The 21,288-nt window shown below is 73.5% G+C and carries 19 protein-coding genes and 1 tRNA gene; 13 read left to right on the top strand and 7 right to left on the bottom strand.

Annotated elements, in window-relative coordinates; genetic code table 11:
• Positions 1-58: 58 nt before the first annotated feature.
• The 10 genes from ACH4PY_RS08140 (at position 59) to ACH4PY_RS08185 (ending at position 12,879) form a co-directional block, all read left to right on the top strand.
• Entirely contained in the window at positions 59-1,213 is a 1,155-nt protein-coding gene (locus ACH4PY_RS08140) for a ubiquitin-like domain-containing protein (protein ID WP_398177245.1), read from the top strand.
• Positions 1,214-1,261: 48 nt separating this feature from the next.
• Positions 1,262-2,116: a 16S rRNA (adenine(1518)-N(6)/adenine(1519)-N(6))-dimethyltransferase RsmA gene (gene rsmA, locus ACH4PY_RS08145; protein ID WP_398177248.1), complete on the top strand. Its 855-nt coding sequence runs from the start codon at positions 1,262-1,264 to the stop codon at positions 2,114-2,116.
• Positions 2,117-2,123: 7 nt separating this feature from the next.
• Positions 2,124-3,044, top strand: a complete 921-nt coding sequence (locus ACH4PY_RS08150) for a 4-(cytidine 5'-diphospho)-2-C-methyl-D-erythritol kinase (RefSeq protein WP_398177251.1) — start codon at positions 2,124-2,126, stop codon at positions 3,042-3,044.
• Between the two features lie 327 nt (positions 3,045-3,371).
• Positions 3,372-5,186 (top strand): ABC-F family ATP-binding cassette domain-containing protein, encoded by a 1,815-nt coding sequence (locus tag ACH4PY_RS08155; RefSeq protein WP_398177254.1) that lies wholly within the window; start codon positions 3,372-3,374, stop codon positions 5,184-5,186.
• Between the two features lie 182 nt (positions 5,187-5,368).
• A complete protein-coding gene (locus ACH4PY_RS08160) occupies positions 5,369-7,174 on the top strand; it encodes a PQQ-binding-like beta-propeller repeat protein (RefSeq protein WP_398177257.1) in 1,806 nt (601 codons plus the stop codon).
• 247 nt (positions 7,175-7,421) lie between these two features.
• Positions 7,422-8,099 (top strand): response regulator transcription factor, encoded by a 678-nt coding sequence (locus ACH4PY_RS08165; RefSeq protein WP_398177259.1) that lies wholly within the window; start codon positions 7,422-7,424, stop codon positions 8,097-8,099.
• 194 nt (positions 8,100-8,293) lie between these two features.
• Positions 8,294-9,391 carry a galactose-1-phosphate uridylyltransferase gene (gene galT, locus ACH4PY_RS08170; protein ID WP_398177262.1) on the top strand — a complete coding sequence of 366 codons (1,098 nt, stop codon included), beginning with the start codon at positions 8,294-8,296 and terminating at the stop codon, positions 9,389-9,391.
• Entirely contained in the window at positions 9,388-10,365 is a 978-nt protein-coding gene (gene galE, locus ACH4PY_RS08175; RefSeq protein ID WP_398177265.1) for a UDP-glucose 4-epimerase GalE, read from the top strand. The genes galT and galE overlap by 4 nt, the downstream gene beginning before the upstream one ends.
• Positions 10,362-11,513: a galactokinase gene (galK, locus tag ACH4PY_RS08180; RefSeq protein ID WP_398177268.1), complete on the top strand. Its 1,152-nt coding sequence runs from the start codon at positions 10,362-10,364 to the stop codon at positions 11,511-11,513. Before galE ends, galK begins: the two co-directional genes overlap by 4 nt.
• 568 nt (positions 11,514-12,081) lie before the next feature.
• Positions 12,082-12,879 (top strand): LuxR C-terminal-related transcriptional regulator, encoded by a 798-nt coding sequence (locus ACH4PY_RS08185; protein WP_398177640.1) that lies wholly within the window; start codon positions 12,082-12,084, stop codon positions 12,877-12,879.
• Here the strand turns inward: ACH4PY_RS08185 and ACH4PY_RS08190 are convergent.
• The gene (locus tag ACH4PY_RS08190; protein WP_398177271.1) at positions 12,838-13,335 is read right to left on the bottom strand and encodes a MarR family winged helix-turn-helix transcriptional regulator; all 498 of its coding nucleotides are present in this window, start codon (positions 13,333-13,335) and stop codon (positions 12,838-12,840) included. The two genes, ACH4PY_RS08185 and ACH4PY_RS08190, sit on opposite strands and share 42 nt — an antisense overlap.
• 135 nt (positions 13,336-13,470) lie before the next feature.
• On the opposite strand from ACH4PY_RS08190, the gene ACH4PY_RS08195 reads away from it, so the two are divergent.
• Positions 13,471-14,292 carry a trans-aconitate 2-methyltransferase gene (locus ACH4PY_RS08195; RefSeq protein ID WP_398177274.1) on the top strand — a complete coding sequence of 274 codons (822 nt, stop codon included), beginning with the start codon at positions 13,471-13,473 and terminating at the stop codon, positions 14,290-14,292.
• A gap of 55 nt (positions 14,293-14,347) precedes the next feature.
• On the opposite strand, the gene ACH4PY_RS08200 is transcribed toward ACH4PY_RS08195, so the two are convergent.
• The 6 genes from ACH4PY_RS08200 to ACH4PY_RS08225 form a co-directional block, all read right to left on the bottom strand.
• The gene (locus ACH4PY_RS08200) at positions 14,348-14,842 is read right to left on the bottom strand and encodes a hypothetical protein (protein WP_398177277.1); all 495 of its coding nucleotides are present in this window, start codon (positions 14,840-14,842) and stop codon (positions 14,348-14,350) included.
• 62 nt (positions 14,843-14,904) lie between these two features.
• Entirely contained in the window at positions 14,905-15,498 is a 594-nt protein-coding gene (gene pth / locus ACH4PY_RS08205) for an aminoacyl-tRNA hydrolase (RefSeq protein ID WP_398177280.1), read from the bottom strand.
• Between the two features lie 107 nt (positions 15,499-15,605).
• Positions 15,606-16,238 (bottom strand): 50S ribosomal protein L25/general stress protein Ctc, encoded by a 633-nt coding sequence (locus ACH4PY_RS08210; protein WP_398177283.1) that lies wholly within the window; start codon positions 16,236-16,238, stop codon positions 15,606-15,608.
• Positions 16,239-16,462: 224 nt separating this feature from the next.
• The gene (locus ACH4PY_RS08215; protein WP_398177286.1) at positions 16,463-17,440 is read right to left on the bottom strand and encodes a ribose-phosphate diphosphokinase; all 978 of its coding nucleotides are present in this window, start codon (positions 17,438-17,440) and stop codon (positions 16,463-16,465) included.
• Between the two features lie 246 nt (positions 17,441-17,686).
• Positions 17,687-19,141, bottom strand: coding sequence for a bifunctional UDP-N-acetylglucosamine diphosphorylase/glucosamine-1-phosphate N-acetyltransferase GlmU (gene glmU / locus ACH4PY_RS08220; RefSeq protein WP_398177289.1), 1,455 nt, complete (start codon positions 19,139-19,141; stop codon positions 17,687-17,689).
• Positions 19,142-19,253: 112 nt separating this feature from the next.
• A tRNA-Gln gene (locus ACH4PY_RS08225) sits at positions 19,254-19,324 on the bottom strand.
• 232 nt (positions 19,325-19,556) lie between these two features.
• Between ACH4PY_RS08225 and ACH4PY_RS08230 the strand changes: the two genes are divergently transcribed.
• The gene (locus ACH4PY_RS08230; protein WP_398177292.1) at positions 19,557-20,549 is read left to right on the top strand and encodes an acyl-CoA desaturase; all 993 of its coding nucleotides are present in this window, start codon (positions 19,557-19,559) and stop codon (positions 20,547-20,549) included.
• A 7-nt stretch (positions 20,550-20,556) separates the two neighbouring features.
• Positions 20,557-21,282: a TetR family transcriptional regulator gene (locus ACH4PY_RS08235; protein WP_398177295.1), complete on the top strand. Its 726-nt coding sequence runs from the start codon at positions 20,557-20,559 to the stop codon at positions 21,280-21,282.
• Positions 21,283-21,288 lie beyond the last annotated feature (6 nt).

Raw genomic sequence — 21,288 nt, forward strand, 5'->3', positions numbered from 1 at the left:
TGCGGCATATGGGTGAATGAACCGTTTATGTGGCTTTTAGGCCTTAAGGTCCGGCGTCGTGAGCATTCACCTAGCCGGAAACGCGCGCAGGCTCGTCCCGCAGGCACTCGTCGTGGCGATGCTCGCCGGTGGCACGGGAGCCGGCGTGGCCGGCGCCGCGACCGTCCGGCTGAGCGTCGACGGGACGGCGCGGACGGTGCGGACGTCCGCGTCCGACGTCGCCGGGGTGCTGCGTGAGCAGGGCATCGCGGTCGGCGCGCACGACCTGGTCGCGCCCGCCCCCGGCCACCCGCTGCGCGACGGCGACGCGGTGGCCGTACGGTACGGGCGCCCGCTGACCCTCACGCTCGACGGGCGGCGGCGCCAGGTGTGGACCACCGCCACGACCGTCTCGGCCGCCCTGCGGCAGCTGGGCGTACGGGCCGACGGCGCGCTGCTGGACGCCTCGCGCGGCACGTCGATCGGCCGCCGCGGGCTCGCGCTGGACGTGCGCACGCTGCGCCGGGTGACCGTCGTGGCCGACGGCCGGGCGCACATGGTGCGTACGCACGCCGTGACCGCGCGCGGGGCCGTCGCCGACGCCGGGGTGCTGCTGGCCGCCGGGGACGCGCTGGTGCCCGCGCCGGACGTCTTCCCGGACGACGGCGGCACCTTCACCGTGCGGCGGATCCGCGACTCCGCCACGGTGCGCCGCGAGCCGGTGCCGTACCGCACCGTGCGGCGCGCCGATCCGGGGCTGCCGCGCGGGACGAGCCGGGTGGCGCGGCGCGGGCGGGCCGGGGTGCGCGAGCTGTCGTACACCGTGCGCACCGTGGACGGCGTGCCGGGGGCGCCGCGCCTGCTGGGCAGCCGGGTGGTCCGGCAGCCGGTCACCGAGCTGGTCCGGGTCGGCACCGGGCCGGTACGGCGGCCCGCGCGCGCTCCCAAGGCGTCAGCGCCCGCGGCACCCGCCCCGGCAGCAGGCGCCGCGGGCGCCGGGCTGAACTGGGCCGCGCTCGCCGCGTGCGAGTCCGGCGGGCGGCCGCACGCCGTGGACCCCTCCGGGCGCTACGGCGGCCTCTACCAGTTCGACGTGCGGACCTGGCGCAGCATGGGCGGCCGGGGCCTTCCGCAGGACGCGCCCGCCGCCGAGCAGACGCTGCGTGCCCGGCTGCTGTACGCCGCCCGTGGCACCGCGCCCTGGCCCGTCTGCGGGGCGCGGCTGCGCCGCTGAGCCCGCGCCGGGCGAGGGGCGCCCGCCGGGGGCATTAGCCTTGGGCGGGTGACGAGTGAGGACGACGGTCTGCTGGGGCCCGCGGACGTACGGGAACTGGCCGCGGCGCTGGGCGTCAGGCCCACCAAGCAGCGCGGGCAGAACTTCGTCATCGACGCGAACACCGTGCGGCGGATCGTCCGCACCGCAGAGGTGAAGCCGGACGACACCGTCGTCGAGGTCGGTCCCGGGCTCGGCTCGCTCACCCTGGCGCTGCTGGAGGCCGCGGACCGGGTGACGGCGATCGAGATCGACGACGTCCTCGCCGCCGCGCTGCCCGCGACCGTGGCCGCGCGGATGCCGACGCGGGCGGACCGTTTCGCCCTGGTGCACGCCGACGCCATGACCGTCACCGAACTGCCCGGTCCGCCGCCCACCGCGCTCGTCGCCAACCTGCCGTACAACGTCGCCGTGCCCGTGCTGCTGCACATGCTCGCGACCTTCCCGACGATCGAGCGCACGCTCGTCATGGTGCAGTCCGAGGTCGCCGACCGGCTCGCCGCCCGGCCCGGCAGCAAGGTGTACGGGGTGCCGTCGGTCAAGGCCTGCTGGTACGCCGACGTCAAGCGGGCCGGTGCCATCGGCCGCAACGTCTTCTGGCCCGCGCCCAACGTCGACTCCGGGCTCGTCTCGCTCGTCCGGCGCGACCCGCCGCGGACCACCGCGAGCCGCAGGGACGTCTTCGCCGCGGTCGACGCGGCCTTCGCACAGCGCCGCAAGACGCTGCGCGCCGCACTCGCCGGATGGGCCGGCTCCGCGGCCGCCGCGGAGGCCGCGCTGCTGGCCGCCGGGGTGTCGCCGCAGGCCCGCGGCGAGGCGCTCACCGTCGAGGAATTCGCCGCCATCGCCGAGCACAAGCCGTAACGCCACCATGAGGAGCGACCCGCCCGTGTCCGCCGTCACCGTCCGCGTGCCCGCCAAGGTCAACGTCCAGCTCACCGTCGGCGGCCGGCGCCCCGACGGCTTCCACGACCTGGCCAACGTCTTCCTCGCGGTCGGACTGTACGACCACGTCACCGCCGCACCCGCGGAAGGGCTGCGGCTCACCGCGGAAGGCCGGGACGTCGACCGCGTACCGCTCGACGGGACGAACCTCGCCGCGCGCGCGGCGGTCGCGCTCGCCAAGCGGTACGGCATCGAGCCGGACGTCCACCTGCACATCGACAAGGCCGTCCCCGTCGCCGGCGGCATGGCGGGCGGCTCCGCGGACGCCGCGGGCGCGCTCGTCGCTTGCGACGCGCTGTGGGGGACCGGGGCGACCCGCGAGGAACTCCTCGACCTGTGCGCCGAGCTGGGCAGCGACGTGCCCTTCAGCCTCGTCGGCGGGGCCGCGCTCGGCCTCGGCCGCGGCGAGCGGCTCACACCGCTGGCGGTCGGCGGCGGCTTCCACTGGGTCTTCGCCGTCGCCGAGGGCGGGCTCTCCACGCCCGAGGTGTACCGCGAGTGCGACCGCCTGCGGCGGGCCGGGGGAGGCGGGGACCTCGCGGCGGACCTTCCCGAGCCCGCCGCCGACCCCGGGCTGGTCGCCGCGCTCGCCGCGGGGGACGCGGAGCGGCTTGCCGCGGTACTCACGAACGACCTCCAGGCGGCGGCGGTCGGCCTGCGGCCGGAGCTGGCCGCGACGCTCGCCGCCGGGCTCGACGGGGGCGCCCTCGCCGCGCTCGTCTCGGGCTCCGGCCCGACCTGCGCCTTCCTCGCGCCCTCCGCCGCCGCGGCCGACGCCCTCGCCGCCGCCCTCCCGGGCCGCGCCTACGCCGCGCCCGCGCCCGCCCCGGGGGCGACGATCCTCTGACCGGGGCCCGCGCCCCGGGGCTGCCGCTTGCGGTGGAGCCGCGACCTTGCGGTGGGTGGGTGGCTTGTCGCGCAGTTCCCCGCGCCCCTGAAAACACTCGCCCTCTTCCGCTCCGCCGGGGGCAGGCACTTGGCGCGCCGGGTGACGGACGTGGGGGCGCGGGGAACTGCGCGCTCAGCCCGCCACTACCGCAAGGTCGCGGCTCCACCGCAGGAGGCAGCCCGGGGCGTACCGGCCGCGGCGCCCGCGGCGGGCGGCGGGGCGGGGGGACCGCGGGGTCACCTAGGGTGGAGGGGAGTGGTTCGTACTGCGCTGGGAGAGCGAGAAGTGGCCGTCAACCTGGTCAACGTGGAAGCCGTCGGCAAGACATACGGCACGCGTACCCTGCTGGACAGCGTCTCGCTGGGGGTGTCGGAGGGCGACCGGATCGGGGTCGTCGGGCGCAACGGCGACGGCAAGACGACGCTCGTGCGGATGCTCGCCCGGCTGGAGGAGCCGGACTCGGGGCGGGTGACGCACCAGGGGGGCCTGCGGCTCGGCGTGCTGACGCAGCACGACAGCCTGGATCCGGCGGCGACCGTGCGGCACGAGGTCGTGGGGGACCGGGCGGACCACGAGTGGGCGGGCGACGCCCGGATCCGCGACGTGCTCACGGGACTGTTCGGCGGGCTGGACCTGCCGGGCTTCCCGGCGGGGCTGGACACCGTGATCGGCCCGCTGTCGGGCGGTGAGCGGCGCCGTATCGCGCTCGCGAAGCTGCTCATCGACGAGCAGGACCTGATCGTGCTGGACGAGCCGACCAACCACCTGGACGTCGAGGGCATCGCGTGGCTCGCGGCCCATCTGCGGGTCCGCCGTTCCGCGCTGGTGGTCGTGACGCACGACCGCTGGTTCCTGGACCAGGTGTGCGGCCGGATGTGGGACGTGCAGCGCGGCACCGTCTACGAGTACGAGGGCGGCTACAGCGACTACGTCTTCGCGCGCGCCGAGCGCGAGCGCATCGCGGCGACGGAGGAGACCAAGCGGCAGAACCTGGTCCGCAAGGAGCTGGCGTGGCTGCGCCGGGGCGCGCCGGCGCGCACGTCGAAGCCGCGGTTCCGGGTGGAGGCGGCGAACGCCCTGATCGAGGACGTGCCGCCGCCCCGCGACACGGCGGAGCTGATGCGCTTCGCCAACTCCCGGCTGGGCAAGACGGTCTTCGACCTGGAGGACGTGACCGTCACGGCGGGTCCCAAGCAGCTGCTGCGCCATGTGACGTGGCAGCTGGGTCCGGGCGACCGGGTCGGCCTGGTGGGGGTCAACGGCGCGGGCAAGACGTCGCTGCTGCGGGCGCTCGCGGACGCGAAGGCCAGCGACGGCGAGCAGCAGCCGGCCGCGGGCCGGGTCGTGGTCGGCAAGACCGTGCGCCTGGCGTACCTGTCGCAGGAGGTCGCCGAGCTGGACCCGCAGGTGCGCGTGCTCCAGGCGGTGGAGGCGGTACGCGGCCGGGTCGACCTGGGCAAGGGCCGGGAGATGACGGCCGGTCAGCTGTGCGAGCGGTTCGGCTTCACCAAGGAGAAGCAGTGGACGCCGGTCGGCGACCTGTCCGGCGGCGAGCGGCGCCGGCTGCAACTGCTGCGGCTGCTCATGGACGAGCCGAACGTCCTCTTCCTCGACGAGCCGACCAACGACCTCGACATCGAGACGCTGACGCAGCTGGAGGACCTGCTCGACGGCTGGCCCGGCTCGATGGTCGTCATCAGCCACGACCGGTACTTCCTGGAGCGCACCACCGACAAGGTGCTCGCGCTGCTGGGCGACCAGACGCTGCGGATGCTGCCCCGCGGGGTGGACGAGTACCTGGAGCGGCGGCGCGCGATGGAGGAGGCGGCGGCCCCGGCCGCGCCCGACCGGACCGGGCAGCAGCAGTCCAAGGACCGGCCGACCGGTGACACCCGGGCGGCGAAGAAGGAACTCCAGCGCATCGAGCGGCAGTTGGACAAGGCCGCGGAGAAGGAGAAGGTGCTGCACGCGCGGATCGCCGAGCACGCCACCGACTTCGCGAAGGTCGCGGAGATCGACGCGGAGCTGCGGGCGCTGCGCGAGGAGCGCGAGGACCTGGAGATGCGCTGGCTGGAACTGGCCGACGAGGCCGGGCAGTAGAGGCCGCGGGGGGCCGTCCCCGAGGCCGTCCCCGGGGTGGTGCGCGAGGGGGTGCGGGCGGTCTCGCGGAGAACGTGTAGCGGCCCGGTAACGGAACTGCCGGGGCCCGCGGGGGTGTCGGTGCCGGGTGATAGAAAGAATTTCCGCCCGACACTGTTGTGAGTTGCGAAGAGGTTCCGCCGATGTCCCAGCCGCCCCCGCCGCCCGGCACCCCGCCCGAGTTCGGGAAGTCCGACGCGCCGGTGCCGCCACCGCCGGGATCTCCGCAGACCCCGCCCCCGCCGCCGGGCGGTTACGGCTACCCCGCCCCCGGCTCCGCGCCGCCCCCGCCGCCGCCCCCCGCTCCGGGCGGCGGCTACGGCTACCCGGCCCCCGCCTCGCCGCAGACCCCGCCGCCCGCGGGGCCGAACCCGTACGCGCAGCCGGTGCCGCCGGGGCAGAACCCGTACGCCCAGGCCCCGACGCAGGCGGCCTTCCAGGTCCCGCCGCAGACGCCCCCGCCGGGTGTGCCGCCGCAGGCCCCGCCGCCGTACCCGGGCGCCCAGCAGCCGTATCCGGGCCAGCCGCAGTACGGCCAGACGCCCCCGCCGGGCCCGTACGGCTACCAGACGCCGGCGCCGTATCCGGGGGCGCCCGGCGGTCCGGGCGGCGCGCGGAACAACAACAAGATGATCGCGATCATCGCGGCGGTCGTGGCGGTGGCGCTGATCGCCGTGGTCGCCGTCTACTTCGCGACCAAGAGCGACGGCGGTGACGACCCCAAGCCCAAGCCGACCGCGAGCGGGCAGAAGGGCCCGACCGAGTCGCCGCACTCCAGCGAGATCCAGTTCGCGTGGGACAAGCCGGCCGACACCGTCGCCAAGAAGGACAACCTCAAGCGCATACCCGGCATCTGGTTCACCGACAAGCTCGTGGTGAAGCAGGAGATCAACAAGGTCACCGCGTACGACATCGCGACCGGCGACCAGGCGTGGACGCTCGCCGCGCCCGCGGGCGACGACTGCTCGTCGGCCAAGGACACGTACCAGAACTTCGCGGCGATCCAGTACGGCCCGACGTGCAACCAGATCATGGTCTTCGACCTGACCACGGGTGTCGCGAAGTGGTCGGCGACGCTGCCCGGCGGTGACGGTGGCAGCGGCGACTTCGACTACTCGCAGATGGCCATCAGCGGCGACACGGTCGGCGTCGACTGGATGGAGGGCTCGATCGCCTACCGCATCAGCACCCAGAAGGTGCTGTGGCAGGGCGGCAACGGCAACTGCGAGGACGACGGCTACGCGGGCGGCGCTCAGTTCGTGGTCGTCGTCAACTGCGACTTCAAGACCTACAAGGTGCAGGTCGTCGATCCGGAGAACTCCGGCAAGGCGAAGTGGTCGTGGCAGGCGCCGAGCGGCTTCGAGGTCAAGGCGGTCGTCTCCACCGACCCGGTCGTGGTGGTGCTCGACACGCAGAACGGCGACGCGCTCGCCACCGACGTCGTCACCCTCTCCGCGGGCAAGATGCTCTCGCGGATCTCGCTCGGCACCGACAAGTACGACATCTCACTCGGTGACAACGGCGTCGAGGACGTGCACAACATCCTGGTCAGCAAGGACACCGTCTATCTGACGCTGCGCAGCCAGGGCGACAGCAAGGGCCAGGTGCTCAGCGGCATCGTGGCCTTCAACACCGCCGACGGCAAGCAGAAGTGGATCGCCAAGCCGGCCGACAAGCAGGCCGTGGTGGGCCTGGACTTCCTGCCGGACGGCAAGATCCTCGCCGTCGAGCCGCCGGACTACGACGTGGCCGGCCAGCTGGACACCGTCGACCCGGCGACCGGCGCGATGCAGAAGTACGCGGTCTTCGCCGACGGCACGGAGGACAAGGTCGGCGACATGTCCGACCTGGAGGGCTACATGTACTGGCACAACGGCCACTTCTTCTACTCGTGCCACACCGTCTACGAGAGCAACGACGACCAGAAGTACATCGTCGACCTCCACTGACGGCGGCGCGCCGCGGGTCCGCCCACGGCGCGTCCGTACCCCCGCGCGCCCCCGGCGCGCACGGGTGCCCCGGAATTCCCGGGCGCCCGTGCCGCGTCGGGGGCGCGCTGTCATGGGGCAAGCGTGTACCTTCGCGTGCCTGGGCTCGTACCGCCCGGACGCGCGGTTGGGAGGGGCCGTCGCGCGGTATGCGTAGGGCAATGGGGGGCGGCGGGGACCGGGCCGCCCCGTGGAGGGGGTGTCCTGGATGGGGGTACGGCTCGTCGTCGTCGACGACCACCGGCTGCTCGCGGAGGCGCTGGCGTCGGCGTTGAAGCTGCGCGGGCACCGGGTGCTGGCCGCGTCGGCGCCGTCCGGCGGGGCGGCGGAGCTGGTGCTGGGCCGGTCGCCGGAGGTGTGCCTGTTCGGCACGGCGGCCCCGGCCGCGCCCGGCGCGTTCGAACCGGTGGCCCGGATCCGCCGGGAGCGCCCGGCGGTCGCGGTCGTGGTGCTGGGCCCGGTGCCCGATCCGCGCGGCATCGCGGCGGCCTTCGCGGCCGGCGCGTCCGGCTATGTGCGCCATGACGAGCGCATCGAGGGCGTGGAGCGGGCCATGGCCAAGGCTCGTGCGGGCGAGGTCGCCATCGCCCAGCCGCTGCTGCAGGGCGCCTTCGCCGAACTGCTCGATCCCGCCCAGCAGCCGGACGACGAGGGCGTGCGGCTGCTGGAGATGCTGACCCCGCGGGAGATCGAGGTGCTGGTGCGGGTCGCCGAGGGCGAGGACACCCGGCTGATCGCGGCGGGGATGCGGATAGCCCCGAGCACCGCGCGCACCCATGTGCAGCGGGTGCTGATGAAGCTCGGCGTCGGGTCCAGGCTGGAGGCGGCGGCGCTGGCCGCGCGCACCGGCCTGCTGGACCGGGCGGCGGCTCCCGGCCCGCGCTGAGGGCGCCACGGCGCTCCGGCGGGGAACCGCTCACGCATCTGTTCGTCTTTGTTTGGTTGTGCCCGAAACGGAGTCGCAGCCCCCTACTGACCAACGCGTCAACTTCACCCACGCCCGCGCATTGACTGCACTGTTGTGTCATGATTCATTGTGTGCGGTTCTGTTGGGTGATTGTGGTGTGAGGGGTCAGCAGGGTGAAGAAGACGACGACCCGGCTCGCGGACGGCCGTGAACTCATCTATTACGACGGGGACGTACGCCCCGGCGGCGCGGCCGCGCCCGTTCGCGACGCCGTCGACCGCCGCCCCCTGGAACCCGTCTCCACCCACTCCGAGCTGCGCGAGGACCGGCTGCTCGGCGACACCGTGGCCATCGCCTCGCACCGCCAGGGCCGCACCTACCACCCGCCCGCCGACGAGTGCCCGCTGTGCCCGTCGCGCGAGGGGCGGCTGAGCGAGATCCCCGACAGCGACTACGAGGTCGTCGTCTTCGAGAACCGCTTTCCCTCGCTCGCCGGCGACGCCGGGCGCTGCGAGGTCGTGTGCTTCACCTCCGACCACGACGCCTCCTTCGCCGACCTCACCGAGGACCGCGCCCGGCTGGTCCTCGACACCTGGACCGACCGCACCCTGGACCTCTCCCGGCTGCCCGGCGTCGTGCAGGTCTTCGCCTTCGAGAACCGGGGCAAGGAGATCGGCGTCACCCTCGGCCACCCGCACGGCCAGATCTACGGCTACCCGTTCGTCACCCCGCGCACCTCGCTCATGCTGGGCACCCTCGCCGCACACCGCGAGCGCACCGGCCGCAACCTCTTCGACGACGTCCTCGCCGACGAGACGGTCGACGGGACGGCCGACGGGACCTCCGACGCGGCCGCGGGCGGCAACCGGGTGGTGCTGGCCGCCGAGCACTGGGTGGCGTTCGTCCCGCACGCCGCCCACTGGCCCTACGAGGTGCACCTCTTCCCGCGCCGCCGGGTGCCGGACCTGCTCGCGCTCGACGAGGACGCGCGCGCCGAGTTCCCGGGCGTCTACCTGGAACTGCTGCGCCGCTTCGACCGGATCTTCGGCCCGGACCAGCCGCCCACCCCGTACATCTCCGGCTGGCACCAGGCGCCCTTCGGCATCCCCGAGCGACGCGAATTCGCCCTGCATCTGGAGCTTTTCACGATTCGCCGCACATCGGGCAAGCTGAAGTACCTTGCGGGGTCCGAGTCCGGTATGGGCGCCTTCATCAACGACGTCCCGCCGGAAGCCGCCGCACAGCGACTGCGAGAGGTAGCGAGCACGTGACCGAGAATCCCAGGAAGCTGCTGGTCACCGGAGGCGCCGGATACATCGGCGGGGTGGTGGCCGCCCGGCTGCTGAACGCCGGGCACCGGGTGACGGTGCTGGACGACCTGTCCACCGGCTTCCGCGCCGGGGTGCCGGACGGCGCCGACTTCGTCGAGGGACGGATCCAGGACGCCGCCAAGGTGCTCGACCCGAGCTTCGACGCGGTGCTGCACTTCGCCGCCTTCTCGCAGGTCGGCGAGTCCGTCGCGGACCCGGGCAAGTACTGGCGCAACAACGTCGGCGGCACCATGGACCTGCTGGACGCCATGCGCGACACCGGGGTGCGCACCCTCGTCTTCTCCTCCACCGCCGCCACCTACGGCGAACCGGCCTCCGTCCCCGTCACCGAGGACGCCGTCACCGCGCCCACCAGCCCGTACGGCGCCAGCAAGCTCGCCGTCGACCACATGATCGGCGCCGAGTGCGCTGCCCACGGCCTGGCCGCGGTGTCGCTGCGCTACTTCAACGTCGCGGGCGCGTACGGCGGCCAGGGCGAACGGCACGACCCCGAGTCGCACCTCATCCCGCTGGTCCTCCAGGTCGCCCAGGGCCGCCGCGAGGCCGTCGCCGTCTTCGGCGACGACTACCCGACGCCCGACGGCACCTGCGTGCGCGACTACATCCACGTCGCCGACCTCGCCGACGCCCACCTGCTCGCCCTCACCCACGCGGCGCCCGGCGAGCACCTGGTGTGCAACCTCGGCAACGGCAGCGGCTTCTCCGTCCGCGAGGTCATCGACACCGCCCGGCAGGTGACCGGGCACCCCATTCCCGAGACCGCGCAGCCGCGCCGGGCCGGCGATCCCGCCGTGCTCGTCGCCTCCGCGCAGCGCGCCCGCGACCTGCTCGGCTGGCAGCCCGTGCGCACCGATCTCGCCGACATCGTCCGCGACGCGTGGACCTTCGCCCAATCCCTTCGGGAGGACGCATGACCGACGGCCCCGGCACGACCGACGACCTCGGCATAGCCTTCAAGGACGCCTTCGGGCGCGACCCGGAGGGCTGCTGGTCCGCGCCCGGACGGGTCAACCTCATCGGCGAGCACACCGACTACAACGACGGCTTCGTGCTGCCCTTCGCCCTCGACCGGACCACCCGCGCCGCCGTCGCCCGCCGCGACGACGGACGGCTGCGGGTGCACTCCGCCGAGATGAGCGGCGGTGTCGTCGAACTCGCCCTGGACGACCTCGCCCCCGGCACCGACGCGGGCTGGGCCACCTACCCCGCCGCCGTGCTGTGGACACTGCGCGAGGCCGGCCACCCGGTCGGCGGCGCCGACATCCACTACACCAGCACGGTGCCGGTCGGCGGCGGCCTGTCCTCCTCCGCGGCCCTCCAGGTCGTCACCGCGCTCGCCCTCGCCGACCTGCACGGCGTCGAACTCCCGCGGCAGGAACTGGCGCTGCTGTGCCAGCGCTCGGAGAACACCTACGTCGGCGCGCCCGTCGGCGTCATGGACCAGACCGCCTCCGCGTGCTGCACCGACGGCCACGCCCTGCACCTCGACGTGCGCGGCCTGGTGCAGCGCCAGGTCCCGCTCGACCTCGCCGAGGCCGGCCTCGCGCTGCTCGTCGCCGACACCCGCGTCAAGCACGCGCACGCGGACGGCGCGTACGCGCGGCTGCGGTCCGGCTGCGAGGCGGCCGCGGCCGAACTCGGCCTCCCGGCGCTGCGGGACGTCCCCTTCGACGGCCTCGACACCGCGCTCGCCGCGCTCTCCGACGAGCGGCTGCGCCGCCTGACCCGGCACGTGGTGACCGAGAACCGGCGCGTCGAGGAGGTCGTCGCGCTGCTCGACGCCGGGCGTGTCGCCGACGTCGGACCCGTCCTGACGGCCGGCCACGCCTCGCTGCGGGACGACTTCCAGGTCTCCTGCCCCGAGCTGGACCTCGTGGTCGAGGCCGCGCTCGCCGGCGGCGCCCTCGGCGCCCGGATGACCGGCGGCGGCTTCGGCGGCTCCGCGGTCGTCCTGACCCCGGCGTCCGCGGCCCCCGCCGTGACCTCGGCGATCCTCGCGGCCCTCCCCGGCGCCCGCGTCTTCGCCGCCGCCCCCTCCCCAGGAGCCCACCGCCTGACCTGACGATGCCCCGCGGGGCCCTCGCTTCCGCGGTGCGCGTGCGGCGCGGGGGGCCCGTTCTGGGGCTGCGCGTGCCGCACGGGGCACCCGTTGTCAGGGGCGCGGGAACTGCGCTCCCCCAGAGCTTCGCCTGGGAGGTGCCCCCAGCCCCCACCGGGGCGCGGGTAGTCGACCGGCCCGAAGGGGCAATTCGCTCCTCCCCCAGAGCTCCGCCTGGGAGGTGCCCCCAGGACCACCGGCCGGTGGGGGTGGGCCGCGCAGTTTCCCGTGCCTCCGGTGCGCCCGGCGCGGTCAGCGCACCCCGCACACCCCGCGCCCCCGGCAGGCCGCCGCAGGGAAACCGTTTACCGAGCAGCCCAAGCCCCGCCCGGCAGGGCAAGTTGCGCCAAGACGGCGCCATTCCGCCGGGGAACCCCTACGCTTTTCCCACAACGCCGGTGGGGGCCGGCGTTCATCAGGGGGCGAGACGCAGGGATCCGGCCCCGTCCGCGGGCGGCGGCCCGCGGTACGGGACCGGGTCCCACGCGAGGCCCCGCCACTGGGGGAGTGCCGTACACCGGGAGTGGTGTCCGTGGGACGAATCCGCGTTCTCGTCGTCGATGACCACCGCATCTTCGCCGAGTCGCTCGCCGCCGCGCTCGCGGCGGAGTCAGACGTCGACGTGTCGGCGGCCGGCAGCGGCCCCGCCGCACAGCGCTGCCTCGACCGGGCAGCGGTCGACGGCCGCCGTTACGACGTACTGCTGGTCGACGCCGATCTGGGCACCGCGCCGCGCGGCCGCCCGGCGCTGGCGTCCGTACCGCCGCCGTCCGCGCTGCGCGCGGCCGAGCCGCGCGATCCGGTGCTGGACGGGCTCGCGCTGGTCGAGCGGGTGCAGGCCGAGCATCCGGGGACGCGCACGGTCGTGCTGGCCGAGCGCGACGACCCGCACCGCGCCGCCTGCGCGCTGCAGGCGGGGGCGTCCGGGTGGGTCGCCAAGGACTGCTCGCTGTCGCGGCTGCTGGCCGTGGTGCGCGGGGTGCTGCGGGACGAGACGCATCTGCCGCCCGCGCTGCTGACCGGGGTGCTGCGGGAGCTGACCGCGGCCCGGCGGCACCGCACCGAGAGCGAGCAGCTGGTGGAGTCGCTGACGCCGCGCGAGCAGGAGGTGCTGCGCTGCATGGTGGCGGGGCTGGGCCGCAAGGCGGTCGCCGAGCGGCTGTTCCTGTCCCCGCACACGGTGCGCACCCATATGCAGAACGTGCTGGGCAAGCTGGGCGTGCACTCCACGCTGGCGGCCGTGGCGCTGGCCCGGCGGGCCGGGGTGGGGCCGGTGGAGCTGGCCGCCTCAGGTGGGGATGTTGTCGAACGGCGCGGTCAGCTGTCGTAGCAGGCCCGCGAGTTCCGCCCGCTGGGCCTGGGTCAGCTCGCCCAGGATGGAGCGTTCCTGGGCGAGCAGGCCGGCCAGGGCCCGGTCGGCGCGGTCCTGTCCGGCGGGGGTGAGCCGGACGAGTACCCCGCGCCGGTCGGAGGGGTCGGGGAGCCGCTCCACGAGCCGCTTCTCGGCGAGCCGGTCGATCCGGTTGGTCATCGTGCCGGATGTGACGAGGGTCTGTGTGAGCAGTTGCCCCGGTGAGAGCTGATACGGCGTCCCGGCCCGCCGCAGCGCGGTGAGGACGTCGAACTCCCAGGGCTCCAGCCCGATCTCCGCGAACGCCAGCCGCCGGGCGCGGTCCAGGTGCCGCGCGAGCCTGCTGACCCGGCTGAGCACTTCGAGCGGTTCGACGTCGAGGTCGGGGCGCTCTCGGCGCCATGCAGCGACCAGCCGGTCGACCTCGTCCTCCATGGAGATCAGTGTAGTAGGTCTGTCGATATGAAGTCTCTTGACATCAAGATATCCCCGGGTGGAGCCTGGAACCGGAGAGATGAACCTCGCGCTCCGTTTCGGCAGCGGTTCCGTACCACCCAGGGAGTACGAACGATGCACGCAAGCCCGACGTGGGATCCCCACCAGTATCTCCACCATTCCGCCCACCGCACCCGCCCGTTCCTCGACCTCCTCCACCGGATTCCGGAACTGCCCGGCGGCGGCTCCCCGCGGATCGCCGACATCGGCTGCGGGCCCGGCAACGTCACCGCGCTGCTCGCCGACCGCTGGCCCGCCGCCCGCGTCACCGGCTTCGACAACTCCGCCGAGATGCTGTCCGCCGCGCAGCAGTACGCCGGGCCCACCGCCGGCGGCGGCACCCTAGACTTCCGCCGGGCCGACGCCGCCGACTGGACGCCCGACGAGCAGTACGACCTGATCGTCTCCAACGCGGCGCTCCAGTGGGTGCCCGGCCACGCCGACCGCTTCGGCGACTGGCTCGACCACCTCGCGCCCGGCGGCACCCTGGCCTTCCAGGTGCCGGGCAACTTCACCGCGCCCAGCCACGCGCTGCTCGCCGAGCTGTGCGAGTCCCCGCGCTGGCGCGACCGCCTCGACGACCACGGCCGCCGCTACGTCCACATCCTCAGCCCCGCCGGCTACCTGGAGCACCTGACGGAGCTGGGCTGCGCGCAGGTGGACGTCTGGGAGTCGACGTACGTGCAGCTCCTCCAGGGCGAGGACCCGGTGCTCGACTGGACCAAGGGCACCGCCCTGCGCCCGGTGCTGACCGCGCTGGACGGCGATCCGGCCGCCGTCCGCGAGTTCGTCGGGCAGTACCGCGACCTGCTGCGCAAGGCCTACCCGCCGGGCCCGCACGGCACGGTCTTCCCCTTCCGCCGCATCTTCGCCGTCGCCCGCACGCCCGCACGCTGACCGGCGGGGCCGGGTCCCGTCGCCCGAGGGGGTGCGGGGCCCGGCCGGCGCGGGGTCACAGCGTCAGGAACGCCCCGGCCAGCAGCGCCGCGCCGAGCCCGCCGAGTGTCCAGGCGGTGCGGTACGCGCGCAGGCCGGCCGCCGTCACCATCGCGGCGAGCAGCAGCGCGCCGCCCAGCGGCACCCACGCCCACAGCACCCCGCCCCAGCCGGCCCGCACCACGGTGTCGGTGCCGGGCTCGACGGCGACCGGGATCCGCGCCCCCGTGGTGTGCCGGATCGGCAGGCTGATGGTGACCTCCGGCCGCGCCACGGCGGTGCCCTTCGGCGCGAAGGGGCCCGTGCAGGTGGAGTCGCCGCAGTCGGTCAGGGTCATCGTGCCGTGCTCGCGGCCCTTGGTGAGCATCACGTGCTGCGCGGTCCGCCAGGAGTCCCAGGCGCCGGACACCAGCAGCAGCGCCGCGACGAGCGCGACGGCCACCACTCGGGCCAGCCGCGCCGGGCCCCTGGCACCCTCCGCCGCACGGCGGGAGCGGCTCCGTTCGACCATGCGGGCGATCCTTGGCCATGGTGTGCCGCCGGGTCAACTCCCGGTCGGCGGTCCGTGGTCCGTCAGTTGTTGTACGTGCTCTGCGCCCGCTCCAGGCCCTCGCCGACGAGCGCCTCGACCGCGTCGGCGGCGCGGTCCACGAACCACTCCAGCTCCTTGCGCTCGGTCGAGGAGAAGTCCTTCAGCACGAAGGCCGCCACGTCCATGCGCCCCGGCGGGCGGCCGATCCCGGCCCGCACCCGCAGGTAGTCCGGGCCCATCGCCTTGGTGAGCGACTTCAGCCCGTTGTGCCCGTTGTCGCCGCCGCCGAGCTTGAGCCGCAGCGTCGGGTACGGGATGTCCAGCTCGTCGTGGACGGCGACGATCTGCTCGGTCGGCACCTTGTAGAAGTCCCGCAGCGCGGTGACCGGGCCGCCGGACAGGTTCATGAACGACATCGGCTTGACCAGCACCACCCGGCGGCTCAGCGGTCCGGGCGGGCCGATGCGGCCCTCGAGGACCTGGGCCTGCGCCTTGCCGGAGCGCTTGAAGGAGCCGCCCATGCGGGAGGCCAGCAGGTCGGCGACCATGAAGCCGATGTTGTGCCGGTTCCCGGCGTACTCGGGGCCCGGGTTGCCGAGCCCGGCCACCAGCCAGGGCGCTGTGCTGTCGCTCATCGAGTCTCCATGGGGTGCGGGGGTCCCGCCCGGCACGGACCGGGGGGACAGACACGGCCGCCGCCGTACCCCGGGACAGGGTACGGCGGCGGGCCGCGGTGTCAGGCTCAGGCCTCTTCTGCGGCGGCTTCCTCGGCGGTCTCGCCCTCGGCGGCCTCGGCGGTCTCGGCCTCCTCCTCGCCCTCCTCGGGGGCTTCCTCGACCTGGGCGGCGACGACCTGGATCACCACGGCGTCCTCGTCGACGGCCAGCGTGACGCCCTTGGGCAGCGCGATGTCCTTGGCCAGGACGGAGGCGCCGGCCTCCAGGCCCTCGACGCTGACGGTGACGCCCTCGGGGATGTGGGTCGCCTCGGCCTCGACGGGCAGCGCGGCCAGCACGTGCTCCAGCAGGTTGCCGCCGGGGGCCAGCTCGCCCTCCGCGGTCACCGGGATCTCGACGTTGACCTTCTCGCCGCGCTTGACCGACAGCAGGTCGACGTGCTCCAGGAAGCCCTTGATCGGGTCGCGCTGCACGGCCTTGGGGATGACCAGCTCGGACTTGCCGTCGATGTCCAGCGAGATCAGGACGTTCGCGGTGCGCAGCGCGAGCAGCAGCTCGTGGCCGGGGACGGAGACGTGCTTGGGCTCGGCGCCGTGGCCGTAGATGACGGCGGGGACCTGGTTGGCGCGGCGGATACGGCGCGCGGCGCCCTTGCCGAACTCGGTGCGCAGAGCGGCAGGGATCTTGACCTCGGACATGAGGTTCACTCCTCGTGGTGGCAGACGGTACGGTCGCCCGGCCCCGACGGGCCGATCCACGGTTACGAGGAGCGCGTCGATAACGGAGCCGGATTCCGGACCGCGTCAGACGCGTCCGGGGCCTCCCTCGCCGAGCAACGCGGATAGCGTAACCGGCGGGAAGGCCCCGGACGAAATCGATCACCGAGCGCGGGCGTACCGATTCTGCGGCCGCCCGCGCCGGATCAGTGCGCTTCCTCGAACAGGCTCGTGACCGAGCCGTCCTCGAAGACCTCGCGGACCGCGTTGGCGATGGTCGGCGCCATCGACAGCACGGTGATCTTGTCGAGGTCCAGCTCCGCCGGGGTCGGCAGGGTGTCGGTCAGGATGAACTCGCTGACCTTGGAGTTCTTCAGCCGGTCGGCGGCCGGACCGGACAGCACACCGTGCGTGGCGGTCACGATGACGTCCTCCGCGCCGTTGGCGAAGAGCGCGTCCGCGGCGGCGCAGATGGTGCCCGCGGTGTCGATCATGTCGTCGACCAGCACGCACACCCGGCCCTCGACGTCGCCGACGACCTCGTGGACGGTCACCTGGTTGGCGACGTCCGGGTCGCGGCGCTTGTGCACGATGGCCAGCGGCGCGCCGAGCCGGTCGCACCAGCGGTCGGCGACGCGCACCCGGCCGGCGTCCGGGGAGACGACGGTGAGCTTGTCCCGGTCGACCTTGGCGCCGACGTAGTCCGCCAGTACCGGCAGCGCGAACAGGTGGTCCACCGGCCCGTCGAAGAAGCCCTGGATCTGGTCGGTGTGCAGGTCGACGGTGAGGATCCGGTCGGCGCCCGCGGTCTTGAACAGGTCGGCGATCAGCCGCGCGGAGATCGGCTCACGGCCGCGGTGCTTCTTGTCCTGCCGCGCGTAGCCGTAGAAGGGGACGATCACGGTGATGCTGCGTGCCGACGCCCGCTTCAGGGCGTCCAGCATGATCAGCTGCTCCATGATCCACTGGTTGATCGGCCGGGTGTGGCTCTGGATCAGAAAGCAGTCGGCGCCGCGCGCCGACTCCTGGAACCGCACGTAGATCTCGCCGTTGGCGAAGTCGAAAGCCTTGGTCGGCACCAGCTCGACGCCGAGTTCCCGTGCCACCGCCTCCGCCAGATCGGGGTGGGCGCGGCCGGAGAAGAGCATCAGCTTCTTCTCACCGGTCGTCTTGATCCCGGTCACTGCACCGTCTCCTTGGTGTTCGACTGGTGTTCGACACAGCGACACCCGGATGCGGGCGTGCTGGCGGAATTGTGTGCACCCCACACGGTACGCCCCCTCCGGCGCATGTGTGCACCTCGGAGCGGCCGATGAGACAGCCCTCACTCACCCGCCGCTCGCATGTGCGACGGCGGGTGTTCGCCCTGCCGAAACGGCAGGTGGGTGTGGGTGGTGTGGGGGAGGCGGGAGAGGGGAAAGGGCCGCGGCTCAGTCGTCCGAGTGGGTCTCGTGGGCCCGCTGCGCGGCCTCGGCGGCGGCGCTGCCCGGACGCTTGCGGGCGACCCAGCCCTCGATGTTGCGCTGCTGCCCGCGGGCCACCGCGAGCGAGCCGGCCGGCACGTCCTTGGTGATCACCGAGCCGGCCGCGGTGTAGGCGCCGTCGCCGACCACCACGGGCGCCACGAACATGTTGTCCGACCCGGTCTTGCAGTAGCTGCCGATCGTGGTGTGGTGCTTGGCCTCGCCGTCGTAGTTCACGAAGACGCTGGCGGCGCCGATGTTGGTGTGGTCGCCGATCGTCGCGTCGCCCACGTAGCTCAGGTGCGGCACCTTGGTGCCCTCGCCGATCGAGGCGTTCTTCATCTCGACGTACGTCCCCGCCTTGGCGCCCCTGCCGAGCCGGGCGCCGGGGCGCAGGTACGCGTACGGGCCGACGTTCGCCTGCGGGCCGATCTCGGCCTCCTGGGCGACGGTGTTGGACACCCGGGCGCCCTCGCCGACGACGGTGTCGGTCAGCGTGCAGTTCGGGCCGACCTCCGCGCCCGCCGCCACCCGGGTGGCGCCCAGCAGCTGGGTGTTGGGGTGGATCACCGCGTCGGGCTCCAGGACCACGCCCGCGTCCAGCCAGGTCGAGGCGGGGTCGACGACCGTCGCGCCGTCCAGCATCGCCTGGTGCAGCAGCCGGTCGTTGAGCACCCGGCGGGCCTCGGCGAGCTGCACCCGGTTGTTGACCCCGGCGATCTCCCGGTGGTCGGCGGCGGTCCAGGCGCCGACCCGGTGGCCGGCCCCGCGCAGGATCGCCAGGGTGTCGGTCAGGTACTCCTCGGCCTGCGAGTTGTCCGTGGTGATCTTGGTGAGGGCCTCGGCGAGCAGCGCGGCGTCGTACGCGTAGACACCGGAGTTGATCTCGGTGATCGCCTGCTGGTCCGGGGAGGCGTCCTTCTGCTCCACGATCGCGGCGACCTGGCCGTCCGTCACGTCCCGCACGATGCGGCCGTATCCGGTGGGGTCGGGCACGTGGGCGGTGAGCACGGTCACCGCGTTGCCGTCCGCCTGGTGCGCGGACACCAGTGTGGCCAGTGTGCTCGCGGTCAGCAGCGGGGTGTCGCCGTAGGTCACCACGAGGGTGCCCTCGGGGGTGGCGCCGCGCCGGGCCAGCTCCTCCAGGCCGGTACGGACCGCGTGCCCGGTGCCGTTCTGCTCCGCCTGCACGGCCGTCAGCGCGTCCGGGTCGGCGGCCGCGAGGTGCTCGGTGACCTGCTCGCGCCCGTGGCCCACGACCACCAGCAGCTGCTCGGGGTCCAGCTCGCGCGCGGCGGCGACCACATGGCCGAGCAGGGAGCGGCCGCAGATCGGGTGCAGCACCTTCGGGGTGGCCGACTTCATGCGCGTCCCCTCACCCGCGGCGAGGACGACGACGGCAGCCGGACGTGTGGGGCTCACAGGGAGAACTCCTGGGCTTTCGGGAGCGGGACTCCCGCAGAATACCCAGGCCGTCCGGGACGGGCCATCCGCTGCTCCGCGCATCCGCCCGGCACGGTTCACCGCGCACCTGCTCCGCCGCCAGGACTCGAACCCGGACTTAAGGCACCAAAAGCCCCAGTGCTGCCATTACACCACGGCGGATCAACTCGGCCTCCCCGTCGATCAGGCCGGGGCGGCGAGCCGGTCGCTCCCATCATGCCGCACCGGGCATGGTGCACGCGACGGAGATCAGGGTAAGCATCGATCGGTGCCCGCCCGACTGCCCGCCCGACACGGTCCTGTCGTCCACGGGGCGCCGCTGCAATACTTACGGCAGCGTAGGTTACGCGTAACCGCTGATTGCAGCCCCCACTTCCATCCGACAGGGACAGACATGACCACACAGACAGACGTGAGGCCCGAGTCCCGGGAGCCGGATCCCGGGACGACAGGACAGGAGCCGCCGAGCGCCACCCGCGGTGGCGAGAACAAGCGCTCGATCGAGCAGATCGCGCTGCTGCTGTTCATCTGCATCCCCTTCGTGGCGCTGGTCGCCGCGGTGCCGCTGGCCTGGGGACGCGGGATGAGCTGGCTCGACCTGGGCCTCATGGTGGGCATGTACTTCCTGGGCTGTCACGGCATCACCGTCGGCTTCCACCGGCACTTCACGCACAGCTCGTTCAAGGCCAACCGCCCGCTGAAGATCGCGCTGGCCATCGCCGGCTCGATGGCCGTCGAGGGCCCGATCGTGCGCTGGGTCGCCGACCACCGCAGGCACCACAGGTTCAGCGACGCCGAGGGCGACCCGCACAGCCCCTGGCGCTACGGCGAGACGCTGCCGGCCCTGCTCAAGGGCCTGTGGTGGGCGCACATGGGCTGGCTCTTCGACGAGGAGCAGACCCCGCAGCAGAAGTACGCCCCCGACCTGATCAAGGACCCGGCGATCCGCCGCATCTCCCGCGACTTCTGGCTGTGGACGGCGCTGTCGCTCCTCATCCCGCCGGTCGTCGGCGGCCTGGTCACCATGTCGTGGTACGGCGCCTTCACCGCGTTCTTCTGGGGTTCGCTCGTTCGGGTGGCGCTGCTGCACCACGTGACCTGGTCGATCAACTCCATCTGCCACGCCGTCGGCAAGCGCCCGTTCAAGTCCCGTGACCGCTCCGGCAACGTGTGGTGGCTGGCCGTCCTGTCCTGCGGCGAGTCCTGGCACAACCTGCACCACGCCGACCCCACCTGCGCCCGGCACGGCGTGCTGCGCGGCCAGATCGACTCCAGCGCCCGCATCATCCGCTGGTGCGAGATGGCCGGCTGGGCGACCGACGTGCGCTGGCCCACCGCCGACCGGATCGCCGCCCGGCGTAAAGAAGACGTAAGCGAAGCGGCATGATGGAGGCGTGAGCGACGGCAGACAGCGCAGGGCGACGACGGCCGGCCGGACGACGGCGGCCCGCGGATCCGCCGAGGCCGCCGCCCCGGCCCCCTCGGGACCGACCGCACGCCGCACCCGCCGGGTCCGGATGACCGGCAAGGAACGCCGCGAGCAGCTCCTGGACGTGGGCCGCACGCTGTTCGCCGAGCGGGGCTACGAGGCCACCTCGGTCGAGGAGATCGCCCACAAGGCCGGGGTGTCCAAGCCCGTGGTCTACGAGCACTTCGGCGGCAAGGAAGGCCTGTACGCCGTGGTGGTCGACCGCGAGATGCGCCGGCTGCTGGACATGGTCACCGGCGCGCTCACCGGCGGCCACCCGCGCGAGCTGCTGGAGCAGGCCGCCTTCGCGCTGCTGGACTACATCGAGCGCTTCACCGACGGTTTCCGCATCCTGGTGCGCGACTCGCCCGTCGCGCAGTCCACCGGCACCTTCGCCTCGCTCATCAGCGACATCGCCACCCAGGTCGAGGACATCCTCGGCCACGAGTTCAAGCAGCGCGGCTTCGACCCCAAGCTCGCCCCGATGTACGCCCAGGCGCTCGTCGGGATGGTCGCGCTGACCGGCCAGTGGTGGGTCGAGGTGCAGCGCCCGAAGAAGTCCGAGGTCGTCGCCCACCTGGTCAGCCTGTCCTGGAACGGGCTGTCGGGTCTGGAGCCCCGGCCCCGGCTGGTCGGCCACCGCAAGAGCTGACGGATC

Origin of the sequence: Streptomyces sp. NPDC021224 (assembly GCF_044332905.1) — a bacterium.
GTDB lineage: Bacteria > Actinomycetota > Actinomycetes > Streptomycetales > Streptomycetaceae > Actinacidiphila.